The 22,374-nt window shown below is 41.5% G+C and carries 27 protein-coding genes; 13 read left to right on the plus strand and 14 right to left on the minus strand.

Annotated elements, in window-relative coordinates:
* Positions 1-54: 54 nt before the first annotated feature.
* From J2S11_RS04045 to J2S11_RS04055, 3 genes are all read right to left on the minus strand, one after another.
* Positions 55-1,155, minus strand: a complete 1,101-nt coding sequence (locus J2S11_RS04045) for a copper amine oxidase N-terminal domain-containing protein (RefSeq protein WP_307391287.1) — start codon at positions 1,153-1,155, stop codon at positions 55-57.
* A gap of 395 nt (positions 1,156-1,550) precedes the next feature.
* Positions 1,551-2,579 carry a flavin-containing monooxygenase gene (locus J2S11_RS04050; protein WP_307391289.1) on the minus strand — a complete coding sequence of 343 codons (1,029 nt, stop codon included), beginning with the start codon at positions 2,577-2,579 and terminating at the stop codon, positions 1,551-1,553.
* Between the two features lie 20 nt (positions 2,580-2,599).
* Complete coding sequence (locus J2S11_RS04055) at positions 2,600-2,971, minus strand: ArsR/SmtB family transcription factor (protein ID WP_307391290.1); 372 nt, start codon at positions 2,969-2,971, stop codon at positions 2,600-2,602.
* A gap of 236 nt (positions 2,972-3,207) precedes the next feature.
* Here J2S11_RS04055 and J2S11_RS04060 point away from each other — a divergent pair, with 236 nt between their 5' ends.
* Genes J2S11_RS04060 through J2S11_RS04070 form a run of 3 tightly spaced genes read left to right on the plus strand, consistent with a single transcriptional unit; the run spans position 3,208 to position 5,067 of the window.
* The gene (locus J2S11_RS04060) at positions 3,208-3,993 is read left to right on the plus strand and encodes a MerR family transcriptional regulator (RefSeq protein WP_307391291.1); all 786 of its coding nucleotides are present in this window, start codon (positions 3,208-3,210) and stop codon (positions 3,991-3,993) included.
* The gene (locus J2S11_RS04065) at positions 3,980-4,756 is read left to right on the plus strand and encodes a DMT family transporter (RefSeq protein WP_307391292.1); all 777 of its coding nucleotides are present in this window, start codon (positions 3,980-3,982) and stop codon (positions 4,754-4,756) included. Before J2S11_RS04060 ends, J2S11_RS04065 begins: the two co-directional genes overlap by 14 nt.
* The gene (locus J2S11_RS04070) at positions 4,753-5,067 is read left to right on the plus strand and encodes a DMT family transporter (protein WP_307391295.1); all 315 of its coding nucleotides are present in this window, start codon (positions 4,753-4,755) and stop codon (positions 5,065-5,067) included. Before J2S11_RS04065 ends, J2S11_RS04070 begins: the two co-directional genes overlap by 4 nt.
* A 103-nt stretch (positions 5,068-5,170) precedes the next feature.
* Here J2S11_RS04070 and J2S11_RS04075 read toward each other — a convergent pair whose 3' ends face one another.
* From J2S11_RS04075 to J2S11_RS04105, 7 genes are all read right to left on the minus strand, one after another.
* Entirely contained in the window at positions 5,171-5,512 is a 342-nt protein-coding gene (locus tag J2S11_RS04075) for a DUF1801 domain-containing protein (RefSeq protein ID WP_307391296.1), read from the minus strand.
* The gene (locus J2S11_RS04080; protein ID WP_307391298.1) at positions 5,509-5,967 is read right to left on the minus strand and encodes a YciI family protein; all 459 of its coding nucleotides are present in this window, start codon (positions 5,965-5,967) and stop codon (positions 5,509-5,511) included. The genes J2S11_RS04075 and J2S11_RS04080 overlap by 4 nt, the downstream gene beginning before the upstream one ends.
* 25 nt (positions 5,968-5,992) lie before the next feature.
* On the minus strand, positions 5,993-7,249 hold the full coding sequence (locus J2S11_RS04085; protein ID WP_307391300.1) for an RNA polymerase sigma factor: 1,257 nt from the start codon (positions 7,247-7,249) through the stop codon (positions 5,993-5,995).
* Complete coding sequence (locus J2S11_RS04090; RefSeq protein ID WP_307391303.1) at positions 7,246-7,680, minus strand: YciI family protein; 435 nt, start codon at positions 7,678-7,680, stop codon at positions 7,246-7,248. The genes J2S11_RS04085 and J2S11_RS04090 overlap by 4 nt, the downstream gene beginning before the upstream one ends.
* 116 nt (positions 7,681-7,796) lie before the next feature.
* Positions 7,797-8,468 carry a DUF998 domain-containing protein gene (locus tag J2S11_RS04095; RefSeq protein ID WP_307391306.1) on the minus strand — a complete coding sequence of 224 codons (672 nt, stop codon included), beginning with the start codon at positions 8,466-8,468 and terminating at the stop codon, positions 7,797-7,799.
* Positions 8,468-9,376, minus strand: coding sequence for an alpha/beta fold hydrolase (locus J2S11_RS04100; protein WP_307391308.1), 909 nt, complete (start codon positions 9,374-9,376; stop codon positions 8,468-8,470). Before J2S11_RS04100 ends, J2S11_RS04095 begins: the two co-directional genes overlap by 1 nt.
* A 141-nt stretch (positions 9,377-9,517) precedes the next feature.
* Positions 9,518-9,895, minus strand: a complete 378-nt coding sequence (locus tag J2S11_RS04105) for a hypothetical protein (protein WP_307391309.1) — start codon at positions 9,893-9,895, stop codon at positions 9,518-9,520.
* A gap of 113 nt (positions 9,896-10,008) precedes the next feature.
* Here J2S11_RS04105 and crcB (J2S11_RS04110) point away from each other — a divergent pair, with 113 nt between their 5' ends.
* A complete protein-coding gene (gene crcB / locus J2S11_RS04110) occupies positions 10,009-10,410 on the plus strand; it encodes a fluoride efflux transporter CrcB (RefSeq protein WP_307391311.1) in 402 nt (133 codons plus the stop codon).
* Positions 10,407-10,766: a fluoride efflux transporter CrcB gene (gene crcB, locus J2S11_RS04115; RefSeq protein ID WP_307391313.1), complete on the plus strand. Its 360-nt coding sequence runs from the start codon at positions 10,407-10,409 to the stop codon at positions 10,764-10,766. The genes crcB (J2S11_RS04110) and crcB (J2S11_RS04115) overlap by 4 nt, the downstream gene beginning before the upstream one ends.
* 51 nt (positions 10,767-10,817) lie before the next feature.
* On the opposite strand, the gene J2S11_RS04120 is transcribed toward crcB (J2S11_RS04115), so the two are convergent.
* Positions 10,818-11,162 (minus strand): hypothetical protein, encoded by a 345-nt coding sequence (locus J2S11_RS04120; protein WP_307391314.1) that lies wholly within the window; start codon positions 11,160-11,162, stop codon positions 10,818-10,820.
* Positions 11,163-11,343: 181 nt separating this feature from the next.
* Between J2S11_RS04120 and J2S11_RS04125 the strand changes: the two genes are divergently transcribed.
* From J2S11_RS04125 to J2S11_RS04135, 3 genes are all read left to right on the plus strand, one after another.
* Complete coding sequence (locus J2S11_RS04125; RefSeq protein ID WP_370875438.1) at positions 11,344-11,655, plus strand: AbrB/MazE/SpoVT family DNA-binding domain-containing protein; 312 nt, start codon at positions 11,344-11,346, stop codon at positions 11,653-11,655.
* Positions 11,652-11,987 (plus strand): type II toxin-antitoxin system PemK/MazF family toxin, encoded by a 336-nt coding sequence (locus tag J2S11_RS04130; protein WP_307391318.1) that lies wholly within the window; start codon positions 11,652-11,654, stop codon positions 11,985-11,987. The genes J2S11_RS04125 and J2S11_RS04130 overlap by 4 nt, the downstream gene beginning before the upstream one ends.
* A 679-nt stretch (positions 11,988-12,666) precedes the next feature.
* Positions 12,667-13,455 carry a MerR family transcriptional regulator gene (locus J2S11_RS04135; protein WP_307391321.1) on the plus strand — a complete coding sequence of 263 codons (789 nt, stop codon included), beginning with the start codon at positions 12,667-12,669 and terminating at the stop codon, positions 13,453-13,455.
* A 241-nt stretch (positions 13,456-13,696) separates the two neighbouring features.
* On the opposite strand, the gene J2S11_RS04140 is transcribed toward J2S11_RS04135, so the two are convergent.
* Both J2S11_RS04140 and J2S11_RS04145 read right to left on the minus strand, forming a co-directional pair.
* On the minus strand, positions 13,697-13,999 hold the full coding sequence (locus J2S11_RS04140) for an iron-sulfur cluster assembly accessory protein (protein ID WP_307391323.1): 303 nt from the start codon (positions 13,997-13,999) through the stop codon (positions 13,697-13,699).
* A 202-nt stretch (positions 14,000-14,201) separates the two neighbouring features.
* Entirely contained in the window at positions 14,202-14,960 is a 759-nt protein-coding gene (locus J2S11_RS04145; RefSeq protein WP_307391325.1) for an AraC family transcriptional regulator, read from the minus strand.
* A 134-nt stretch (positions 14,961-15,094) separates the two neighbouring features.
* Here J2S11_RS04145 and J2S11_RS04150 point away from each other — a divergent pair, with 134 nt between their 5' ends.
* The 5 genes from J2S11_RS04150 (at position 15,095) to pgmB (ending at position 21,647) form a co-directional block, all read left to right on the plus strand.
* Positions 15,095-16,390: an extracellular solute-binding protein gene (locus J2S11_RS04150; RefSeq protein WP_307391328.1), complete on the plus strand. Its 1,296-nt coding sequence runs from the start codon at positions 15,095-15,097 to the stop codon at positions 16,388-16,390.
* Positions 16,391-16,460: 70 nt separating this feature from the next.
* Entirely contained in the window at positions 16,461-17,678 is a 1,218-nt protein-coding gene (locus tag J2S11_RS04155; RefSeq protein WP_307391331.1) for a carbohydrate ABC transporter permease, read from the plus strand.
* Between the two features lie 19 nt (positions 17,679-17,697).
* The gene (locus J2S11_RS04160) at positions 17,698-18,531 is read left to right on the plus strand and encodes a carbohydrate ABC transporter permease (RefSeq protein ID WP_307391334.1); all 834 of its coding nucleotides are present in this window, start codon (positions 17,698-17,700) and stop codon (positions 18,529-18,531) included.
* 132 nt (positions 18,532-18,663) lie between these two features.
* Positions 18,664-20,970 (plus strand): glycoside hydrolase family 65 protein, encoded by a 2,307-nt coding sequence (locus tag J2S11_RS04165; protein WP_307391336.1) that lies wholly within the window; start codon positions 18,664-18,666, stop codon positions 20,968-20,970.
* Positions 20,967-21,647 carry a beta-phosphoglucomutase gene (gene pgmB / locus J2S11_RS04170; RefSeq protein WP_307391339.1) on the plus strand — a complete coding sequence of 227 codons (681 nt, stop codon included), beginning with the start codon at positions 20,967-20,969 and terminating at the stop codon, positions 21,645-21,647. Before J2S11_RS04165 ends, pgmB begins: the two co-directional genes overlap by 4 nt.
* A gap of 169 nt (positions 21,648-21,816) precedes the next feature.
* Here pgmB and J2S11_RS04175 read toward each other — a convergent pair whose 3' ends face one another.
* Positions 21,817-22,374: a class I SAM-dependent methyltransferase gene (locus J2S11_RS04175; protein WP_307391342.1), complete on the minus strand. Its 558-nt coding sequence runs from the start codon at positions 22,372-22,374 to the stop codon at positions 21,817-21,819.

The following is a 22,374-nucleotide window of genomic DNA, read 5'->3' on the forward strand; positions in this document are numbered from 1 at the left end:
ACTGATACAGGCGGATAAGAATTGCTCTTTGAAAATTAAAAAAGCCATTATTTTTTATGCCAAGTGGCCGGAAATTAAATGACTATGTGGCTGGATTTTCAGTTGACAAATACATTCAGCTTGCTCATCTTTTGTTACAAATCGGCTAGCTAATCTTTCTCTTCCTAAATCAAGAGATTCTAAAAAAGGCTGGAAGATTTCATTCATACTAGCCCTCACAAAGCGGTTGTTTTGTAAACGAATGAACGAAAAATCTGGCGGATTCGTTCCTCGACCTGGAAACTGAATATACAGCCCATGACTATCACTAGCCACTAGAGTTCCCCAAGTGTCTAATACTAACCATTCCTCATTTATTTGATCGAATAGAATGATCTTTGACGCGTATTCAACCCCTATAGCGGACATGATTAGATACTTGTTCCCTTCTATACCAAACTCCAAATTCAATTGTTGAAATTCCACTTCGTTAATTGTCCAAGCATTTAGATCGTTTACTACAAATTGTTGACCTTTATAGCTGAAAATTCCATTGATTATAGGAACAATATCTGAATCCACTTTATATAAGTCCATTTCAATTTCAGTTTGATCTATTTGTCCTATCGTAATGGTGTCTTGCTTAACCCATGTAGAGGGAATAGATGAAAGCTGCTCAATATTTTGCAAATCCAGTGGTTCAAAAGATAAGGGAACGTTTTCTGGAAAAGATACCGTATTCTTTAACGTATCAACTGTAACTCTTCGGTTAGCCTGATCCCAACTTGCTTTTGCGCCTAGCGCTTCAGAAATAGTCCGAACAGAAACCATTGTCCTCCCCTGTATAATCTGTGGGGGAATATCAGAGGCAATAGGATTACCATTTACGATAATCTTTTCATTGCTAGGGTTTTGAGCATCTGATCTTTCTTCCTCATTATCCAAATAAACGGTTTTACTGGATTGTTCCCACTTTACTGTGTAGCCTAACGCTTCAGATAACTCTCTTACCGGTACTAGTACATGTCCCTGCTTAATGACGGGCGGAACTAGCATGTTCATGAAGTCTCCGTTAACCAATACTTGTACTTCTTTAGTAGGAGTAGCAAATGAAGTGCTTGTTAATGATACACACATGGCGGAGGTAAGGAGTAGAGCTAGTGCTTGTTTCTTCATAGATTAACGCTTCCCTTCCAAGCTTTTTGTTACTATATTAGACGTAGAACAGAGGAAAATGTTTTAGGAAATGACAAAAAGGTTCCTCTAATATGAGAAAATTTACGAGGCTTTTAATTTTTTTAAAACCCATTTGTACCTTCGTGCATCTAACATACGTCTAAACGAAAGGGGGAATTAGGTGGACATAATAAAAGAAGTGAAAAAGGCGCAGAAAGGAAATCTAAATGCCTTTGAGCAGCTGATTCATGCACATATGCTCATCATGTTAAGGGAATCAAACTATGATGGCTGAATCCTCGGTAAAATATGAGCTGTCTCTTCGTTTAAATACGATGATATTGAAAGCGTAATGAAACAGCTGAAAGAGCTGCGGGAGCCACTTAGTCAGGTACCTATCCCATATTAGTAACCAGAAACTCCGCATCCTCACCTACCCCATGAATAAGAGCGGAGCCTCTCTTATACTGCCAGCTAAGTCCTACAAAATAGAGGCCTTGAATGGTTGATACTCCTCTTTGATGAATAGGCTTCCCGTCTTGGTCGAGTATTCCTTCTATGTCAATCCAGGAGTAGTCATTACGATATCCTGTTGCCCATAGAATCGACTGTACATCTTGACGACTCTCGTCCTCAAACACCGCTGTTTGGTTATCCACCTCCACAAGCCTGCCTTTCATAGTGACATTCTTTTTCACTTTATGAATATCTCCACCAATAACTGGATCTCTTTGCCTAATCCACTTTCCTAACCTTGAAGTTATCTTCACATCCAAAATGCCAAGGAGATCAAGCCACCAAAACAGATCCTTCCCCATGATGGATTGAGGAAGAGCTTTAATTTTTTTACCTTTGGCCAAAGTGACTTGATGGGTTTCACTTAGCTCAGCGGCGATCTGAACTCCAGTATTACCTGCCCCAACAATAAGGACATTTCCAGGTGGAATTTGGTCCGGTCTACGATAATCAGAAGCATGCATCTGAAACACATCACGGCTAATAGACTGAGCTATTGCTGGAGTGAAAGGGGTATGGAAGCCACCAGTGGCTACGACGACCTGCTTGGCACGATACGTATCTCCATTTTGCATGCTAAGGATAAAAGATGAACTCTCTCTTTTCAGAGAAATAACCTTCATATTATTTAAAACGGGTAATTCAAAGTGTGTGGCATAGGTATATAGGTAGTCTGCCATTTCATCTTTGGTTGGATAGCCCTGCGGGTCACCAGATAGCTGAAGACCCGGGAGAGCGCTGAAGGATCTGGGTGTAAAAAGGATTAATGAATCGTAGCGCTCACGCCATGAATCTCCGATGTTTTGTTTTTCGTTAATAATTAAGAATTTCTTTTTCTTTTGCTTTAAAAAGTAGCCAGTAGCTAGTCCTGCTTGACCGCCACCAATCACAATAGCATCATATTCCATATTGGCATCCCCTTTACCATCTACTTTGATTCTTTGCTATGAATGATAGCTGTTTGTACCAACAGCCTAACATGCTCATCATCTAGCGAGTAAAAAACTAATTTGCCTTCCTTCCTGCTTTTCGCTATTCCTAAGCTCCGTAAAAGTCTTAAATGGTGGGAGACTGTTGCCATAGTAGCTCCGATGATATGAGCCACATCACATACGCATAACTCTTCTTCCTGTAATAGAGCATAAGCAATCTTTAATCTTGTTTGATCGGACAAAGCTTTAAATAGATCAGCAGCAGGAGCTAGCTCTTCTTGTTGCACGAGCACCGAAACACGCTCGACTTTTTCCTGATCGTAGCAAAATATATCGCATGTATCTTGGTTTTCATTGAACTTGTGCATGATATCCCTCATTTAATCAAATATTTGTTTGATTATTAATTTGAAGTCAGTATATATAATAACTGTATTTAAGTCAACAATCAAACATATATTATAACATTATTTTATAAAGATATTTTATAAAGGCGTTGACCAATAATAGAAGAACAATTGAATAAGGGAAGATGATCAAAAATTCCCTTAGATGTGACTATAACGTTTGCGTTATGGTTTATACTTTGTTTGAGGTGATGAACATGTATAGCGTCGGAAAACTTGCAGAGCTTACAGGGGTAAGTAAAAGAACCTTGCATTACTATGATGAAATCGGACTATTAAAACCGGATAAAATGCTAGAAAACGGATATCGCGAGTATGGAGAACGAGAGCTAATAAGGCTGCAACAGATCTTACTTTTAAAGTCTTTAGGGTACTCGTTAAAGCAAATATTGAATGTGCTGCACGATCAAACGCATTCACTTAATGAGGCAGAAGAGATGGTCTGGGCACGCTCGCTGCAATGGCAAATCAGCGTTATTGATCAAAAACAGAAGGAATTGGAGCGACAGCGGGTTTTGTTGCAATCTGTGTTACATGCCATCGGTACAAGTGGAAAGCTGGAAGCAAAGGAGCTTATCCTATTGCTACAAGAGCTTCAAAAAAGGGAAGTTGTGGATGGTGTCATCCCTCCATACTTCTCCGAAAAGGAGTATACCTCAAGTGAGATCGAAACGTTATCCAACCTTCCTATCATGGGGAGTGAGGACCCACGTACGCAGGAATATATCGCCTTGCTCAGTGAAATTCGTAGTCACATGAATGCTTCACCTGAATCAGAGGAGGTTCAACGTTTAGCTGAGAGACTATGGGAATGGGCTCTTGCTATGTTTGGAGGAAATGTGGAGCTGCTAGAGAAATATTGGTCTTCTATTTCAGCTGATTCATCGTTAGTTTATGGACATGATAGCGAATTAGTAGCCTATATCGAACAAATGATGGAAGTTTACTTGAACAAAAAGGAGAAAGACGATGAAGAGGGTTAAGGGCTTTCTGATTCACACTGTTTTATTTATCTTCATCCATGTGATTCTGTTTTTTATTATTCATTCCAAAATGCCTTTGCCAGATAGCCTAGAGTGGTGGAAAGAGGCGGCCAAAGAGGGTAAATCAGGCTTTTATCACGAATCTACAGGGATTTATGTGGTCACACTATGGGCGATTCTTTATGTTATAGATGGAGCCTACCTTTTATTTAAATCTAGTACACGGTCCAATATTGAAAAACAAAAAGAGGATCAGATTAAAGAAACTACTGACCTACTCATCCAAAAGGGGAGAGCGAACGTGCAGGAAGGCATTCTTGATTCCTCTACCTTAGATGAGCAAGGAATAGAACTGAAAGGCACTGCTGATTCTACTCTCTCTGGTATCCAGCCCTCAAGTTGGGGATACTTACTGCTTGGAGGGATGCTAGAAATCGTTTGGGCGGGATTATTAAAAGCTAATTTATTAGGTGGGCCCCTTCTGTTAATTTTCTTTTTAAGCTTTCATTGCCTGATGAAAGCAACGCAAACCTTTCCAGCAGGAACTGTCTATGCTGTATTTGTTGGAGTGGGGGCAGGAGGAACGTTTATACTAGATATTCTTTTGTTCGGTGAGCCATGGAGCTTGCTTAGGTTCTGCCTTGTTTGTCTCTTATTCTTCTTTATTGTTTTGCTGAAAAAATCAGGAGAACAGAAACATAACAATTCAAATAAAGAGGATTTAGTCAAAATAGAATGGAGGAGGAAAGGAGAGAGTCTATGAGCTGGGCCTATCTTATTGCAGCAGGTGTTTTTGAAATAGTAGGGTTTATAGGGTTAAAAAGAGCGGCAATGAAAGATTCATGGCTAAACTATGGATTAATGATGGGGGCATTTGTTATGAGTGTTCTTCTTCTTTCTCAAGCAATAGAAACGCTTCCTTTAAGCCTCGCTTATGCCGTATGGGCGGGGATCGGTACACTTGGAGCTGGGATCCTTGGAATTGTATTATACAAAGAGCCTGTCAATTTTATGCGAATTACAGCGATGATTGGTATTGTGTTGACCGTTATAGCTTTGAGACTAACATCATAGAAAACCATCAACTTTTGAAAAAGGCTCACTTGGAATCCTTCTACAATCAAGGCGCTGGATATTTCGAATACTTCCAACGCCTTATGTACAGACCACAATTTTATCAAAGGCTAGACGTGGTTTGTTTCAGTAGCTCAGAGAGCTCGACAGTATCAACTGTTTGTCCTTTTTTAAGCTTCAACGTTTTTCTTTCTGCTGGCCCCTCGAATTTGTCTGCCGGAAGCTCTAGGCCTGTTGTATTGAAAATAGTGAAGCTGACAGCAGCCTTTGATGGGGAAATCACGGCTGCATATTTTCCGTTTTTGAGAAAATGAGGCTTTTTGTACTGAATGCGTTCTTGGATATCCTCTACACTGTTATGAACTACGTCGCGAAGGGCCACGGCTAGTTCTTTCTGCCAATCCTCTGTTAAGGCTTCTATAAATTCTGTTACTTCAGGGTTCATACTTGATCCTCTCCTTTATGTTTAGTTCTTTCATAGCTTCGTAGCATACCAAGTTGATTCTCCAAGTCATTCTCTAGCCACGGGTTCGTCAAACTAGGGGGTGCATCTTTCAGCCTGCGTAACTCAATATTTTTGTGCTCATACCCTTCTGGAATGGGAAATTGATTTGCAATGTCGGCCGCATCTTCCAGCGATTTAGCCTCGATGACCATGTATTCTGCCAATAGACTAGAGTCTAGGGAAAAAGGACCGCATTCCATCTCGGGTGCATCCTCATGTGAGGTATAGGTCATACGAAGACCACTGTTACTCGGTAAAAGCTCCTCTGCAGATATCAGCACACCCTTCTCAGCCATGGAGGCTAAGTACTTTGCTTTAGCAAGACGGAATTCGGGGCTAAGTGGTACACGAGCTTCAGAGTGACCTGTTGCTTTCACAAGCAAAATAAATCTCATCTGCATCCCTCCTTTCTTACTTTACTTAGATAGGACCGCACTCTGAGGCTCGTTTAAGCAACAGCTCCTGTTCACGAACATTACGTGTCAATGATGCTGCTCGTTCAAACTCTTTACGTGCCTCTTCAAGCCTTCCTAGTTTCTTCAATAAATCTCCACGTACACTCGGTAGCAAATGATAGTCCTTCAACGCTGACTGTGTGGCAATCTCTTCAACAATTTGAAGACCATAAGCAGGGCCGAAAGCCATGGCCACCGCTACAGCTCTGTTCAACTCAACGATAGGCGAGGGTGAAACTGTTGCTAGAGCCTCATAAAGGGCTGCAATGCGAATCCAATTAGTATCCTGCACTGTGGGTGCCTCAGCGTGACAGGCGGCAATCGAGGCTTGGATAGCATATGGTCCTAACGGACGACCTAGCTTCCGACAACGCTCTAGTGCCATTTGTCCACGGCGTATGAGTAGCCGATCCCATTGGGCTCTGTCCTGATCCATCAGGAGGATCATTTCACCTGTTGAGCTGACGCGTGTCTTAAGTCGAGAAGCCTGGATTTCCATCAATGCTACCAGTCCGTGCACCTCCGTCTCCTGTGGAGCTAGCTCAGCAAGCATACGTCCCATTCTGAGAGCCTCCTGACAGAGCAGGGGCTTGACCCAATGTTCTCCAGAGGTCGACGCATAGCCTTCATTAAACATGAGGTAGATGACCTCAAGCACGGAGGATAACCGATCTACCAGCTCTGCTCCTATAGGCATGTCAAAGGATGCTTTTTCATCCTTCAGCTTTCTTTTAGCTCGAACGATTCTTTGAGCGATTGTTGGCTCGGCTGCAAGAAAAGAATGGGCTATTTCCTCGGTGGTCAGTCCACAAAGCAGTCGCAGTGTCAGAGCTACCCTAGCTTCCTGGGACAAAACCGGATGACATGTCATGAAGATAAGTCGGAGAAGGTCATCGCGGACCTCTCCAGAAGTTAGCTCATCTGTCAGATCTTGCGTATATCCATCCGTACTATGGGCCATCTCAGCATATTTTTCAGATCTCAGCTTATTTCTGCGTAGGAAATCAATGCCTTTCCTCTTTGCTGCAGTCATCAGCCATGCCCCTGGATTATCTGGTATACCCGCCTCTGGCCATCGCTCTAAAGCGATGACCAGTGCGTCGTGAGCTAGATCCTCAGCAAGCCCCACATCTCTAACCATTCGAGTTAATGCTGCGATAAGCTTGGCAGATTCCATGCGCCAAATTGTATCGATGGTACGATGTGTGGATGTTTGCTTCACAAGGTCTTCCTCTCCTCCAATTGCTTACGTAATAGCGCTTCCTGAGCCAATTCCTCGGGATCACTCGTGATTTCATGGTGCTCAAACACCTGTCTTAGCTCGATTTCTCCTTGTCCCAAGCCATGAGGATCAGGCATACGAAGAGCCCATTCAATCGCCTCTTCCCGTGATTTCACTTCAATGAGCGTATAGCCAGCAATGATTTCTTTCGCCTCTGTAAACGGTCCATCCACAACAGTAGGTTTACCTCCTGCTTCAGGGTAGGAGATGCGAACCCCTGTAGACGTAGGCTGCAGTCCATCTGCGGCAAGAAGGACGCCGGCTTTAACCAATTCCTCATTATATTTTCTCATCGCCTCAACTAGTTCTGGACTAGGGGGTGTCCCCGCCTCTGAGTCTGTTGTACCTTTTACAATCATCATAAAACGCATCGTTTTTTCCTCCTCTAATTTATAAATGTAATTTAATTGTTGTTTTATTAAATGTAAATTTTAGTCTCTTTTGAAATGTAACGCCCTATATATCTTACATCGTCAAATAACGTCCGTTATCTTACAGTAGCTACCCTCTTGCGTAGGCTGGCAGCTAACACAGATAACCAACCAAAGGCAACAAGTCCAGCAGTACCCATGATTACCCCAACCCAAATGCCTAAGGACATACCAACCATGATCAAAAGTGGGGTTACAATACCTGTTAGGATACAATATCGCTTCCATCTGCGTTTGCCTCTACTAGAAAAATGAGAGGCCATAACCCAACAAGCTGCAATTAAACAAATAAAGGCTGTAAAGAACGCGAAAGAATGAATAGCAGCCATAGTGCTCATCGATTCAGGCATCCCTGGAGGAGCACCTACAGGAAAACCAAAGCCGGGATCAGGACGGAACATACCTGCCATCATCATTCCCAGTCCGAAAAGACCGACTAGAAGCGGTGCCCATACACCACCTCTTTGCTTGCGAATCAAGCCCCTTATTCCGAGAGCTGCGAACAGAGAGAGTAGACCGGTCAGGATAAAATTAAGGCTTTGAAGCCATCCCAGATCTCCTAATGTCAATGTACTTAAGGCGTGCTGCCGGATATCAAAGCCTTCACGCGGAAATTGAGCTATAGAGACAGCGAAAAACAAAGGAGCAACGGCAACACCACAGCTTAAAAGGAATTTAACCCCTTTGCTTGTGTTAGACTTAACGACTGCTGTGTTCAATGTACTCATTAACGTCTCTCCTTCCCTACTCCAGCAAGATTATCGGGGGAGACCTTTGATCTATCTAGAGAGACAGATCCATCGGACTTTGAGGTCGTAGACGTAAGACTAGTCTGTGTAAAGAAAGCCTTCAATTCTTCTGCAATCCTTACCGCATCAAGCTTTTTCGTGTGCCCCAGGCCTTTTTTACTCTGCAGTTTCGCGTTCGGAAGGATGTTAGCTAAAGCTTGAGCTCCATGACGTAAGGAGGCCGGACTTTCCGTTCCCTCCACCACAAGTGTTGGGCAATCAACGCCACTCCATAGCTTAGTGTCTAATGGCTTACCATCTGAATATCCATCCAGTAAAGCTGCATCGTAGGGTAAAGTGTGAGCAATAGACATCATACTTTTCCACGTTCCGGGCATTAACCGAAGCATAAAAGGTACAAAAGAAGGAGCCCCCATCCCTTTAACCATAAAATAACGTATCGCTTCTTTTCTCTGATCCCCTTCGATCATTCCCTTCAATTGCGGGAGGAAATCATTTGGTGGTCTAGGATCTGTAGGCTTCACCACAAAAGGAGGCTCGTGTAGCACTAGCTTTTCAATTGAAGCTCCGTTTGCTGCTGCCTGAAGGGCTAGAACCGCACCTGAAGATAAGCCATATACATAGGCCTGTCCTCCAGCTACCTCAATTAACGCTTTCAAATCTTCAACCTCACGATTTATAGCGTAAGTCTTACTATCTTCGCTATCCCCCCGACCACGACGGTCGTAATTGTACACCGTGAATGATTCTGCTAAACGCTCAGCCAACTCCATTTGTCCTGGAAACTTGCGGTAGCTAAACGCACCGCCTACTAATATGACAGCCGGACCCTGACCTTGCTTGTCGTAAGCAATCTTGGTACCATCATGTGATTTTACCGTATACATAAGCATTCTCCTCTGTTAAATTTTCTTTTCTACATATACGACGATTGGTTTTTGACTAGATCGACACCGCCTCTCAATTTTTTTATAAAAAATTTCTTTGATCTTTCACGATCCTCCCTAAAAGCGTAGTTCTTGCCTTAATCAGTTATTTGTTTGGTTCATGATAACGGACACTATAGAAAAAAGAATAAATGGGGTGAGGAAGATAATGAGAGCAATCATTTCATCGAATAGTAGCCATCCGATAAATACAACAAGGACTCCTAAAGCATTAAACAGAATTAGGCGTTTCCCTAACTTCTTTAGCTTGCGACCAATGACGTAGTTAATGAAACTAATAAGTAGATAAGAAGGATACGACACGAGAAACGAAATAATAAAAGGAAGAAACCAGTCACCTGTATTTAAAAGCTCTGAATGGCTGACACTTATTCTAGCAGCGAAATAGCCGCAGATGAGTACGGCAATAGGGGAGATAACAAATGCATTGAGAAAGAATTCCCTTTTGATTTTACTCATCATGTCCTCCTAGATATAGTTGTCGTTTGTTTGTCCCAATTTTACCATAAATTAATGTGCGGTCCTCGATTTGATATAATACAGACATGAGAGTAGAAGGTGAGGAAGACCAGATGAATGGTATCGCTTTGGCAATAGGGGCATTTTTCGGAACGATTACTCGTTATGGGATAGGCGTGTGGATGGAGCCAGTATCAAGCGGGTTTCCATATGCGACATTGCTTGTTAATTTGAGTGGTTGTTTATTTCTTGGGTGGTTTTTTACCTTAGCATTAGCAGGGTCAAAAATTTCAGTAGCCGTCCAAACCGGTATTGGAGTTGGGTTCACTGGATCATTTACCACTTTCTCTACGTTCTCCCTAGAAACGATTTCCTTAATTGAACAAAATCAATTAGGTTTAGCTGTGGTCTATGTTCTGTTAAGTACTGGAGGAGGGGTGTTGCTTGCAGCGGTGGGATATGGCATAGCAAAGCTTCAGGTGAAAAATAGGAAGAGAAAGAGAGAAGCTATATGATTGCATGGATAGGAATAGCAGGGGTAGTAGGTGCCTGTGCTCGATTTTATTTAGGGAAATGGATATCCTCAAAAGTAAAAGCTTCGTTCCCAATCGCAACCCTGATGATCAACGTCTCAGGATCACTTGTACTTGGGATGCTCTATGCCCTTCATACTCAAGGCAACATACCAAACGAGGTATGGTTTATGCTTGGTGCTGGTTTTTGCGGAGCATACACCACTTTTTCTACCTTTGGCTATGAAACACTTCAACTAGTAAAAAAGAAAAAGTTTCTATTAGCCGTGGCCTACATATTTCTGTCTGTGTTGCTTAGTGTAGCGTGTTGCTGGATTGGCATTCGCTTTATTATCTAATACCTATAGATCATGTTTGGTACATTTCCACTAGAGGGAAATAATTATTGTTCACCGGGTTAGAGAATGAGTTGAGTAACCTTTTCCAAGAACAGTTCTTTTATCTAAGGCCATATACACAATAATATCTCCATTAGCATCTGTTGCCGTTTGATTAAATGTCACCGAGTATACGTCTTCCCCCACATATTGTTCTCCAATAATAGAGGTCAATTCCTCAGTTACGATAATCTTTGCCACAATGGAATCACCTGGACTCACCGGGATCAATGCTCTTTCTGCATCTGTCAGACCAATATAAGCCTGCATTTCAATTTGAACTTCTGCTTTTTCAAAACAACCACTGACGAAGATTACTAGAGTTATAATAAGTAGAATGCCAGATATCTTTCTCACTTTATCCCCTCCATTACTTTATAGTGACATAGGACGGGAGGTGAAACAATAGGCTTACTCTTAGATAAGTGTGTTTATGTTAGCTATAGAAAAAATGTATTGCCTAAGGTATCACTTCTATCTTATATGTATATCATATGTATATCATATGTATATACATTAAAATAAGGGTGTGGTATACTTGGATCGAACTAATGATCAAACCAAAGGAAAGGGCATGGTCCTAATGACAACTTCAACACTTAGTAAATGGGGCAATAGTAGCGCTATTCGGATTCCTAATCAAATACTAAAACGTTTGGAGCTTGAAGCTGGTGCGGAAGTCGAAATTCACGTAACGTCAGACAATGATATTTTAATTCGACCCAAAAAGAAGCCAGATGCTTCAAATGAAGATTTACGTGCTCATTTGAGTTCCTTGCTCTCACGTATAAAGCCTGCCTCAAGGCATGAAGAAATTGACCTCGGCATTGAAGGAGATGAGAAGATTTGATCATCCCTAAACGAGGGGATTTGGTATGGCTCGATTTTGATCCGCAGGCTGGTCATGAACAAGCTGGTCGTCGTCCTGCCGTCATCCTCAGTGAAGTAGAGTTTAACGAACTAACCGGTTTTGCATTCGTGTGCCCTATTACTAGTCAAGCTAAGGACTACCCTTTTGAAGTGCCACTACCAGACGGTCTTGTTTTTACGGGAGTTATCCTAACAGATCAGCTGAAAAGTCTAGATGTTAGGAAGCGCAGAATAAAGATTATGGGTAACCTCGATAGAAACTCAGATACTATGAAAACAGCTCTTCTTAACAACCGTTCAATTTTAGCGTAGTAGCCGTAGATAGCTATATTCTACGTCGTACTTGTGTTAGTTGAGCTTTTTTTATGCCCTTTCAAATGCTTGAGCAATTAATTAACGAGAAGTAGGTACACATGAAATTTTGGAGGAATTTCAAAAAAGATAACAACTTTTAGGGGAGTCCTAGCGTCTGAAGAGTTCTGGGAGTTAAGAGTAATACATGGACCTGGCGGAGGCTTAGGTAATACGACGTATCTAGTGGATTCCTTTGAAAAGGTCGAAAGAAATGTTGTGAAGGAGCATCTGATGTTTCCAGGGTATACGTTTACTTTAGATTGATGGTATTAAAGGACACTTTTCAATGCAACTGAAAATAATGTTTGGATTAAAGGCGCGGCTGTGATAAAGTCGAGCCTTATTTTTAAAAAATTATATCGTAGTGCCTGATTGCTGGGTGCTAAGAAGATAGTGTTTTTCTTAACAAAAAAGCTACCATTGCATACATATATCGCACTCCAAAGTAAGGGATGGAGAAAATCGCTGTGGCTTTAAGTGGATAGCCATACATGAACTAAAGGGAAAAAAGAAATGTTCCTATAGAAAGTATAGCTATAAGGATTACTTTGGACACTTCTCCTACATATAAAAAATAGTCCTTGCTATTGACGTAACGTCAAGTGCTAAAGTTTAAAGTGAAGGGGAGTGAGGACAAATGACAATGGAGAAAAATTACTCTATTGGAGAATTCGCAAAACTGACAGGAATCACTGAAAGAACACTTCGTCACTATGATCAGTTGGGGCTACTGACACCTTCTGAATACACAGAACATGGACATCGAATCTATAACAACAAATCCATTGCTCAGCTTCAAAAAATATTAGTACTAAAGTTTTTGGATTTGTCACTCGGGGAAGTTGCAGAATATCTAAATCAACCTGAGCAAGACTTAGCAATGACACTGGCCAATCAGGCTAATATGCTGGAAGAAAAGCAGAAACAGATTGAGACGGTTTTACAAGTTATTACCCGCATTCAAAGAACGGTTTCAGGATCACAACTCGTAGATCATGAGTCGCTGCTGGTACTCATTCATGCCTTGAAAAATAAAGAGGCACGAAACCGCTGGATAAGTGAACATGCATCCGATTCGGTTCTTAATAAATTACACTCGCATACGGTGCGACTTGAATCGGATAAGGAAATAATCACGTGGACTAGCAAAATGAAGCGATTCATTCAAGAAGGAAAAGCACCTAATGATCCTGAAGTTCTTGCACATACCAAAGCAATGGTATCAATAATGAACCCTATAGTTGAACCCCTTTTAGATGGTGTTTCGATGAAACAGCTCGATAGTAATGAAGGTTCCTTTGAAGAGCCTAATCCTTATTTATTTCCTAGTGCTTTTAACAAAGAAGAGGAGAGGTTTATGGAAAAGGTTATTGAGGAGCTGATTGGCAGTAAGGGATCTCTTAATCCGCAGGATAATGAAAAGTAACCATTTAACCAAACGTTCTCCAGAAAGAAGGTGCAAATGTTAATTAAGAAAGACGTAAAACAGCAGAGTATCTCCAGAAAAGTACAACGATAATGGATAACAAAACATTATTTGGAGTTAGTGGACTGTTGCAGAATAGCTTGAAAAATTAAAACCCGGAACTGTATGCTTATGCGAACAGTTTCGGGTTTTCTCATTTGTTATATTGAAGAGCTGGGTTTGCTACCAAATCTAAGAACGATTAATGATGATGATGATTACCCTTTGATGGATTTGTAATGACAAACCCTTCTTCAGGTACATAATAATACTGAATCCAGACCCCATCAAGGAATTCTTCACGTGTATCAAGTAATACATCGATATCTTTGTCCGTTTTGACAACTTCATCATGCTCGGTTGGTGTATCTAAAGCTAAATCATAGTGAGCATGATCCCCATGCATATGTGTAATCACTACACGTAGCGTTTTTCCCTGTGCATCTTCACTACTTAACATCTGATTTAATACTTTTGCTGCATTACGATTAATTTTACATTTCATAGTCTATATCCCCTACTTTTCATTTTGGATAGGATTCGTACTAATAGTATCCCACTTTTGGACATTTAAATAAATTTTCTTGCTTACTCCGTTCTCCAAGTTAAAGGATTATTTTTAACTCATTTCTTGGATAAATAAAAGCTCCTACACGCTTAAAAAGTAATGATAGAACTCCTCATCTTTTTACACTATTGGAACGAACTTAAGCCTCTAATTGCTCAGTAAGAGCATGGCGATCCCGGTACTGCTTAGGTGTCATGGCCGCATATTTTTTAAACTGTGAGGAATAATAGCTCTGATTACAGAACTGAAACAGCTGGGCAATGTTTGATATGGTGAGCTTAGAATGGAGCAAGAAATACTTGGACTCCTCTATACGCTTACTGTTAATAAATTCTGTTAGGCTAACTCCTACAGATTCCTTAAACATTTTCGATAGGTAGTTAGGATGCACGTTGACATGCTCTGCCACTTTTTCTAAAGAGAGGTCTTTTAGAAGCTCCTCATGAATAAAAGTAATGGCACGGTTAATCGTGTAATTATAGGCGGGCTTTTTTTCAGCATGAAGACGGTCTACAAAGCAAACGAGCATTTCATACTCTAGTTCATCGAGCTCTTCTTTGGTATTCACTTTCTCTATCTGTTGAATATATACGTCACTAAGGTTAAAGGCATCCTCGGGTAAAAGACCACCCTTGATAATGGCTCTAGTGAATAAGCTGCATGTGATGATTAAGGAATTCTTCAAGGAACGGATCTGATTATCTGCTAGCCTTGCTCGATCCAACTGATTAATTTGACTTAAAACAAGCTTAGCCTCCTCCAATTCTCCTCTCGCCACACAGTGTAAAAGTCTTTGCTCTAGGGTATAAGAAGGATGGGCGTACATATTCTGCTTATTTTCCATTCTTGTTTTCATGAACTTTTTCACTATGGAGCTGTTCAAGGTTGTACTGTTCATGACAAGCCTCCTCACGCAACTTGGATTAAAATATTAACAAAAAGTTTAAGATATTAATATAAGTTTAAAAAAAATCAGGGTACAATGCAAGCAAATAGAAACAAATAGAATGAAGCACAAGGAGGATCAATACGATGAGAAATAGAAAAAACCTATTCAAATTGATAGCGTTTACAATGATGTTCGCTCTTATTTTGGCAGGCTGTGCCGCTGGAAATGACGGTGGCGACACGTCAAACGGAACAGATAACAATGCTGGTGGAAACGAAGCACCTGGTGGAGATACAAGCACTGGGGATAAGACAGTCATTAAATTTGCTGGACAAAATGATAACACTCCAGCGACACAAGCAGTTATTGACGCTTTTAATGAAAGCAGCGAGGAGTATGCCGTAGAATGGGTAGAAATGACGAATGATTCTGCTCAAATGCATGATCAGCTTTTAAACTCATTATCTAGTGGTTCAAGTGAGTATGATGTTTTATCTCTTGATGTCGTTTGGGCTGGTGAATTTGCTGATGCAGGCTATCTTGAAGCGATTGATGTAAGAATGAGAGAAGATGGATTAAGTAAAGATGATTACAACTCTGGTTCTATGGATTCTGGAAACTATACGGGTAAACAGTTTACACTTCCATTTTTCCCTGACCTAGGTCTATTGTATTTCCGGAGTGATATTGTAAGTGAAGAGGATGCCGCTACACTTGAAAGTGGTGACTATACGTATGATGATCTATATGACATGGCTGAGAGATACACAGGGGAAGCTGATACAAACCTAGGCTTTGTCTATCAATCAAGACAATATGAAGGCTTAACGGTTAACCTAACAGAATTCAGTGATTCTTATCAGGATGTTAGTGGTGGATTAGAAACGATGTACAAATTTACACAAGCAGACTTTTCTCCAAGAGACCTGCTGAACTACTCAGAGGGAGAGGTTCACACAAACTTTGAACAAGGAAACGCCGTGTTTGCTAGAAACTGGCCTTATCAGTTTGGGCGTATCAACTCTCAGGAGGATGGCGTAACAATTAGTGTTGATGATGTTGGAATTGCTCCCCTACCTAATGGAGGATCTGTTGGTGGATGGCTTCTAGGGATTAATAACCATTCTGAAAACAAGGATGGAGCATGGGAGTTTATCAAGTTTGTTTCTGGTGAAGAAGGACAAAAGATTTTCTCTACAACAGGTGGCTACCTTCCGGGGTATAACGCATTGCTAGAGAACGACGAGGTTATTGCTTCTAATGAGCTGCTTTCCTTCCCTGGCTTTAAGGTTGCTCTTGAAGGGACGATTGCACGCCCGGTTTCACCTGACTATTCTCAGGTGTCTGATACGATTCAAATCGAAGCTCACCGTTATTTAAGCTCTGGTGATAACTTAGATCAAATCACTCAGGCGATTGAAGAAGCTATAGCGGAATAGGGATCAAATGGATGGGGCTCTAATTTGATTAGAGCCTCTTTCTATACAGAAAGATGAAAGGGTGAGATCGATGAAGAAGAGATTGAGCTTCAAGGAAAGCCTATTTATTTTACCAGCCATTATTATCATCGCTATTTTTTCCTTGTGGCCAGTTGTACAATCCCTTACCTATACGTTATTTGACTATCAGCTTAACAACCAGCAAAAATCCGGTCTTTACTTAAGTGAGCAGTTTAATGTGAACCTGTTTAAAGAAACGGAATTGTATGTGGCTATGTTTTTAGAGGATGACCTAGAGAACGTAACCGATACAGAGGATCAGGCTAAGGTTCAAGACCTAATCCAGGAGCTGGAGAGCACTGGAGAACAGTATAGAGAAGAAAGTGGTGTCATCCAAATCAGTAGTGAGCAGATGGATGAACTTCAGGAGTTATACACTAAGTCAACGGCAGTGATTCAGGACTTAAATGCTAAATATGAGCTCATCCATGCACAGAACCTCCCTGCTCTGGTGGAGGATATTCAAAACAGCTTAGTTCCCTCGAATTTTATCGGACTCGAGGCATACCAGAAAGCGTTAGCTGATAAAAGGATCTGGGCGGCGTTAGTCAATACGTTAATCTTTACTTTCTCCTCTGTTTCCATAGAGCTTGTACTGGGGCTAGGATTGGCGCTTGTTCTGAATAAAGCTATGAGGGGTCAAGGTCTTATTCGAACAACGTCCTTAATACCGTGGGCCATTCCAACAGCGGTAGCGGCGATGATGTGGGGCTACCTGTATGATGGAACAAGTGGAGTGGTCGCTCATTTCTTTGAAAATATCGGACTTGTTTCACAGTCGCAAAATTTGTTACTAACAGGTGCTGGAGCGATGTTCTCCGCTATTTTAGCGGATGTGTGGAAGACGACTCCATATATGGCTTTACTTCTCTTGGCAGGACTACAGAATATCTCTAACAACCTATATGAGGCTGCCTCCATTGATGGGGCGAATAAGGTACAATCCTTCTTCAGAGTTACCCTGCCGTTATTGAAGCCGGCTATTCTAGTAGCGTTGTTATTCCGTACCTTAGATGCCTTCCGGGTGTTTGACCTCATTTACGTGTTGACTGGTGGAGGTCCAGGTGGAAGTACAGAAACGTTATCCATCTATGCGTATAAAATCATGTTTGGAGCAACAAACTTTGGATACGGTTCAGTGGTCGTTGTGATTATGTTCGTGTGTGTAGCTTTAATCGCTACTTTGTTTGTCAGATTGTTAGGCACAAATCTTATGGATAGAAGCTAATTCAGAGGGAGGTATAATCATGCAACAGTCAAAGAGAAAGTTTTGGGTTATTTTTGGTATTGTCGTTGCCCTGTATTTGTTTGCTATGGTTTTTCCGTTCTTCTGGATTGTGGTCACTTCCTTTAAGACATCAGGAGAAATTTTTGGTGCAGGTGCCTTTAATATCATTCCAGAGAATCCAACGTTAGTGAACTATATAAAAGTAATGTTCGAGAAGAACATTTTGAGTGCTATATTGAACAGCTTCATTGTTTCAACGGTTACCACGCTATATATTGTGGTTGTTGCTACATTAGCTGCGTATGCGATTTCTAGGTTTGATTTCTGGGGGAAAAACGTATTCCTCGGTATTATCCTAGCGGTGTCTATGTTTCCACAAATGGTGGTCATTGGGCCTGTCTATGATATGTTTTTAAGCCTAGGCTGGCTGAACAGCTTTGCTATTGTATTGCCGTATTCAACTATTACGTTACCTATTGCTGTATGGATCTTGGTTACGCATTTTAATCAAATTCCACTGGCTCTGGAGGAATCGGCGAAAATTGACGGGGCTACAGCGTTTCAAACTTTATATAAAATTCTATTTCCTCTTGCTGCGCCGGGTGTATTTACCGTGGCTATCATCACCTTCATTGCAGCTTGGAATGAGTTTCTATTAAGCATTACATTAAATACGAACTCGTCTTATCATACGGTGCCCGTTGCGATTTCATTCCTGCGTACACAGTTTGAGATTCTTTGGGGTGAGGTTGCCGCAGCAACAGCGATTGTGACGATTCCAACCATAATCATTGTGCTTTTCTTCCAAAAGCAAATCGTATCTGGTTTAACGAGTGGTGGCGTCAAAGAATAACACTTAGCCAATAATCAATTTGGCTGACAAGATCAGTGAAGTAGGAAGAATTAAAGCAGAAATAAAGTAGAGAAGAATAGATGAATCAGGATAGAGAGAAGAGAAACTAAACTAGGATTAGGAGTGTTGACGTTGACTTGGAAAATCAGCTCAGAGGCTAGGCAGATGGACCAGCTCCTTAATGAAGAAAGCTTGTACTTTACGGGAAATGGCTATATTGGCGTTCGTGGGAATTTTGAAGAGGGCTATGCAGAAGGAAGCTCAACTATTAGGGGAACATACCTAAATGCGTTTCATGATATAGAGGATATTTCATACGGGGAGAAGCTTTACGCTTTCCCCGAGAAGGTACAAAAGCTCGTGAATATTATTGATGCTCAAACGACCTTGATCTACGTGGGCGAAGGCGCAGAGGAAGAACGCTTCAGCCTATTTGAGGGTGAAGTGCTAGACTATACACGTACCCTGCACTTGGATCAAGGTTTTACAGAAAGATCCGTGCACTGGCGCTCTCCTTTAGGGAAGGAAATCAAGGTCACGTTTAAGCGTCTTGTCTCCTTTACGGAAAAGGAGCTTTTCATTCAACAGGTCACGATTGAACCGATTAGCTTTACCGGTAAGGTGCGAATGACATCCTATGTGGATGGAGATGTAACAAACTATGTGAATCAGAATGATCCAAGGGTGGCTTCGGGTCATGGGAAGCATTTAAGTGTTTCACAGATTGAACAGGATGGAGAGGTAGCGTACGTAGAGTGTAAAACAGAGCGTTCAGAGCTCAGCTGTGGATGTGCTACAGTCTATCATCTTTCTGCGTCAGCTCGAAGAACCGATAAGGCAAGTGATTCAGCGTTTAAAAGTGAATTCCACTTCGTGCTAAATGAAACGGTGAAATTTGAGAAGAAAACGGTTTTCGTAGATACACTGAGACATCAGAAGGAACCCTCCTTACAGCAAGCGGCTCAGGATCTTCACAAGCGTTTTAGTGGAATAGGGTTTAGTGCTTTACTTGAGCAGCAACAAGCCTATTTAAAGGAATACTGGAGAAACACCGATCTGGAGGTAGAGGGAGAAGAATCGATTCAAGAAGGGGTTCGCTTCAATCTTTATCATTTACTTCAATCCACTGGACGTGATCGCTTCTCTAATATTTCGGCCAAGGGCTTGTCTGGAGAAGGCTATGAGGGTCATTATTTTTGGGACACAGAAATCTATATGTTCCCCGTGTTCCTCCTAACTAATCCTGAGCTGGCGAAAAACCTACTTCTATATCGCTATTCGATTTTAGAGCAGGCGAAGGAAAGAGCGAAGGAAATGGGACATCAAAAAGGTGCCCTATTCCCTTGGAGAACCATTTCAGGTACAGAATGCTCCTCCTTCTTTCCAGCGGGTACGGCTCAATATCACATCAGTGCGGATATTGCTTACAGCTACATTCAATATGATGCTGTGACACAGGATCGCGAATTTATGGAGAAGTACGGTGCTGAGGTGCTTTTTGAAACGGCTCGCTTATGGATGGATACCGGTCACTTCTATCAAGGTCAGTTCAGGCTAGACGCTGTAACAGGACCAGATGAATATACCTGTGTGGTGAATAACAATTATTATACAAATGCCATGGCCAAGCATAATCTAAAGGGAGCCGTGCTAGCCTACCAACGTCTACAAGAAGAAACTCCTCATGTACTGGAGGGCTTAAAGAAGCGTCTAGCCATGCAGGAAGATGAGGTAGAAGGCTGGCAGCAGGCATACAAGAATATGTATCTGCCATATGATGCGGAGCTGAACATTAATCCGCAGGACGATTCCTTCCTGCAGAAGGATATATGGGATATAGAAAACACACCTAAAGAGCATTTCCCATTACTTTTACATTACCATCCTTTAACGTTGTATCGTTATCAGGTTTGTAAGCAGGCAGATACCGTGTTAGCTCATTTCTTGTTAGAGGACGAGCAAGAGCTAGATGTGATCAAGAGCTCCTATGAGTATTATGAAAAGGTCACAACACATGATTCCTCTTTGTCCTCCTGTGTGTTTAGCATTATGGCTTCTAAAATAGGGGAGCAGGAAAAAGCGTACCGCTACTTTAACGAAACGGTTCGCTTAGACCTAGATAACACTCATGGGAATACAAAGGATGGCCTGCATATGGCAAACATGGGAGGGACGTGGCTAGCCATTGTGTTTGGCTTTGCTCAGCTACGAATTAAGGAAGCAGGAATATCCCTAGCACCTACTCTTCCAAACTCATGGAAAGGGTATGCCATTCCGTTACAATACCAAGGAAGACGCCTTCGCTTACAGGTTGATGGTAAAGGTGTGGATCTACAGCTTTTGGAGGGTGAAAAGCTAGAGGTTCATCTCTATGGAGAGAAAGTAGAGCTTTCTCCACAAGCTCCAAACAGCACCCGCGCATTAGGAGGTAGACAATGAAAATAGATGCGTTTATCTTCGATTTGGATGGTGTCATTACAGATACGGCAGAATACCATTACTTGGCTTGGAAGGCGTTAGCCGAAGAGCTAGATATTCCGTTTGATCGTGCCTTTAATGAACAGCTTAAAGGGGTTAGTCGCACAGATTCCTTGGAGCTTATCCTAGAGCGTGGTAACAAACAGCAGGATTACTCAGACGTTCAAAAGGAGCAGTTTGCCTCAAAGAAAAATGAGCACTATGTCACCCTTATTGAGCAGATTAGTCCACAGGATATTCTTCCAGGGATTAAAGAGCTTATAGATGATATAAAAAAGGAAGGCATAGCAATTGGACTTGCTTCAGCTAGTAAAAACGCATTAAGTGTACTGGAGTCATTGGGACTAAGGGAAAGCTTTGACACCATTGTAGACGCTGGAAAAGTAGCACAAGGAAAGCCTCATCCTGAGATTTTCCTTACGGCAGCGGAACAATTACATGTTGATCCGGCTCACTGTATCGGTGTAGAGGATGCTGCTAGTGGAGTTACGGCGATTAAAGGAGCAGGCATGTTTGCCGTAGCGGTGGGAGATGGGTCAATCCTTTCCCACGCTGACTATATTGTACATTCTACAGACCAACTAGACTTCCAAACCATAATACGGTTGTATAAAGAATATAAAGCAGCTCAAGCATAGTTTTTACTTGTGTCATAAATGGTTGTTTTCTATGTAGTACTAGAAAGAAGAAGACCCTTGTATGCTGTAAAGTAACAGGATGATAAGCATGTATAAAAGAACTGTCTAAATAGCTAAATCCAGCTTCTGACAGTTCTTTTATCTATATCTTTATCCTTACATTTGAAATTCAGTTTTTCTGAGCAATGATGATATAAATAGCTTGATTGGCTACTTTTGTTTCAGGAAAAATAGTATCAACAATGGAAAAACCAGATTGAAGCAGCGTAGCTTTCATTTCCGCAAAGGGCACTCTAGGTGCATGAATCGTATCATTCTTTTCTAATTCAATACATAAGAATAGGCCTTTGTCCTTCAGTACTCTATTAATTTCCTTTAAAGCGGATTCTAATGGTGAAGCTTCATGTAAAGAAATGGAGGCAATGGCTTTATCAAAGCGCTTATCCTCTAACGGCATATCTCGAAAATCACCTGCGACAGCTTCAATGTTGTTGATGGCTTGTTCCTTGGCTACGGTCCCTAAGTACTCTAGAATATCTTGATCGAAGTCAAAGGCACATACTCGATCCACTTGATTAGCAATAGATAGGGAGGTGTATCCTGCTCCCGCCCCGAGGTCTAGGACTTGATCACGATCATTAAGAGGGAAAAACTCTACTAATTCATCGAAAGGTAGCCTGTCAATATTTTGTAGATTATTTATTTTCCTTTGCAATTTATCATTCAT

Origin of the sequence: Bacillus horti (assembly GCF_030813115.1) — a bacterium.
Taxonomy (GTDB): Bacteria; Bacillota; Bacilli; order Caldalkalibacillales; family JCM-10596; genus Bacillus_CH; species Bacillus_CH horti.

Coding starts and splice junctions, on each gene's coding strand:
- J2S11_RS04045 (WP_307391287.1), bottom strand. CDS start 1,155: ATGAAGAAACAAGCACTAGCTCTACTCCTTACCTCCGCCATGTGTGTA.
- J2S11_RS04050 (WP_307391289.1), bottom strand. CDS start 2,579: ATGGAATATGATGCTATTGTGATTGGTGGCGGTCAAGCAGGACTAGCT.
- J2S11_RS04055 (WP_307391290.1), bottom strand. CDS start 2,971: ATGCACAAGTTCAATGAAAACCAAGATACATGCGATATATTTTGCTAC.
- J2S11_RS04060 (WP_307391291.1), top strand. CDS start 3,208: ATGTATAGCGTCGGAAAACTTGCAGAGCTTACAGGGGTAAGTAAAAGA.
- J2S11_RS04065 (WP_307391292.1), top strand. CDS start 3,980: ATGAAGAGGGTTAAGGGCTTTCTGATTCACACTGTTTTATTTATCTTC.
- J2S11_RS04070 (WP_307391295.1), top strand. CDS start 4,753: ATGAGCTGGGCCTATCTTATTGCAGCAGGTGTTTTTGAAATAGTAGGG.
- J2S11_RS04075 (WP_307391296.1), bottom strand. CDS start 5,512: ATGAACCCTGAAGTAACAGAATTTATAGAAGCCTTAACAGAGGATTGG.
- J2S11_RS04080 (WP_307391298.1), bottom strand. CDS start 5,967: ATGAGATTTATTTTGCTTGTGAAAGCAACAGGTCACTCTGAAGCTCGT.
- J2S11_RS04090 (WP_307391303.1), bottom strand. CDS start 7,680: ATGCGTTTTATGATGATTGTAAAAGGTACAACAGACTCAGAGGCGGGG.
- J2S11_RS04095 (WP_307391306.1), bottom strand. CDS start 8,468: ATGAGTACATTGAACACAGCAGTCGTTAAGTCTAACACAAGCAAAGGG.
- J2S11_RS04100 (WP_307391308.1), bottom strand. CDS start 9,376: ATGTATACGGTAAAATCACATGATGGTACCAAGATTGCTTACGACAAG.
- J2S11_RS04105 (WP_307391309.1), bottom strand. CDS start 9,895: ATGAGTAAAATCAAAAGGGAATTCTTTCTCAATGCATTTGTTATCTCC.
- crcB (WP_307391311.1), top strand. CDS start 10,009: ATGAATGGTATCGCTTTGGCAATAGGGGCATTTTTCGGAACGATTACT.
- crcB (WP_307391313.1), top strand. CDS start 10,407: ATGATTGCATGGATAGGAATAGCAGGGGTAGTAGGTGCCTGTGCTCGA.
- J2S11_RS04135 (WP_307391321.1), top strand. CDS start 12,667: ATGACAATGGAGAAAAATTACTCTATTGGAGAATTCGCAAAACTGACA.
- J2S11_RS04140 (WP_307391323.1), bottom strand. CDS start 13,999: ATGAAATGTAAAATTAATCGTAATGCAGCAAAAGTATTAAATCAGATG.
- J2S11_RS04145 (WP_307391325.1), bottom strand. CDS start 14,960: ATGAACAGTACAACCTTGAACAGCTCCATAGTGAAAAAGTTCATGAAA.
- J2S11_RS04150 (WP_307391328.1), top strand. CDS start 15,095: ATGAGAAATAGAAAAAACCTATTCAAATTGATAGCGTTTACAATGATG.
- J2S11_RS04155 (WP_307391331.1), top strand. CDS start 16,461: ATGAAGAAGAGATTGAGCTTCAAGGAAAGCCTATTTATTTTACCAGCC.
- J2S11_RS04160 (WP_307391334.1), top strand. CDS start 17,698: ATGCAACAGTCAAAGAGAAAGTTTTGGGTTATTTTTGGTATTGTCGTT.
- pgmB (WP_307391339.1), top strand. CDS start 20,967: ATGAAAATAGATGCGTTTATCTTCGATTTGGATGGTGTCATTACAGAT.
- J2S11_RS04175 (WP_307391342.1), bottom strand. CDS start 22,374: ATGAATGATAAATTGCAAAGGAAAATAAATAATCTACAAAATATTGAC.